Source organism: Mesotoga sp. UBA5825, assembly GCF_002432955.1.
In the GTDB taxonomy this organism is placed as follows: domain Bacteria; phylum Thermotogota; class Thermotogae; order Petrotogales; family Kosmotogaceae; genus Mesotoga.
In genome coordinates this window covers 4,125-4,630 of the sequence record NZ_DJHG01000053.1, presented here as the reverse complement: position 1 = coordinate 4,630, position 506 = coordinate 4,125, and the positions used below count along the sequence as shown (strand labels likewise).

The following is a 506-nucleotide window of genomic DNA, read 5'->3' as shown; positions in this document are numbered from 1 at the left end:
ACAGTTCGGTCCCTATCTGTTGCGAGCGTAGGAGACTTGAGAAGGGTAGCCCCTAGTACGAGAGGACCGGGGTTAGTGAACCTCTAGTGAATCAGTTGTCGTGCAAGCGGCAGTAGCTGAGTAGCTACGTTCATGAGTGATAACCGCTGACAGCATCTAAGCGGGAAGCACGCTTCAAGACTAGGTCTCTCAGGATCGTTCGAGAAGAGGACGTAGATAGGCTGGAGATGTAAGCACTGTGAAGTGTTCAGTCGACCAGTACTAATAATCCGATTCCTTTACCTTATTTCCCTATGTACTCTTGAGTGAACAGATATTCTGGGTGAAGATACCGGGGCGGGAAACACCCGGCTCCATACCGAACCCGGCAGTTAAGCCGTCTCGGGCCGATGGTAGTATGTGGGCAACTGCATGCGAGAGTAGGTATCGCCCAGATGTTATACAAGAGGAGAGTCTTTTTGACTCTCCTTTTTGTTTGAGAACCAGTTCCAAGTTGTGAGTTGCAT

General features: G+C 49.8%; 2 rRNA genes. Both read left to right on the top strand.

The window, feature by feature from the left end:
* Positions 1-285, top strand: a 23S ribosomal RNA gene (locus B3N33_RS05105); the annotation flags it as partial.
* Positions 286-318: 33 nt separating this feature from the next.
* Positions 319-435 (top strand): 5S ribosomal RNA (gene rrf, locus B3N33_RS05100).
* The last annotated feature ends 71 nt before the right edge of the window (positions 436-506 follow it).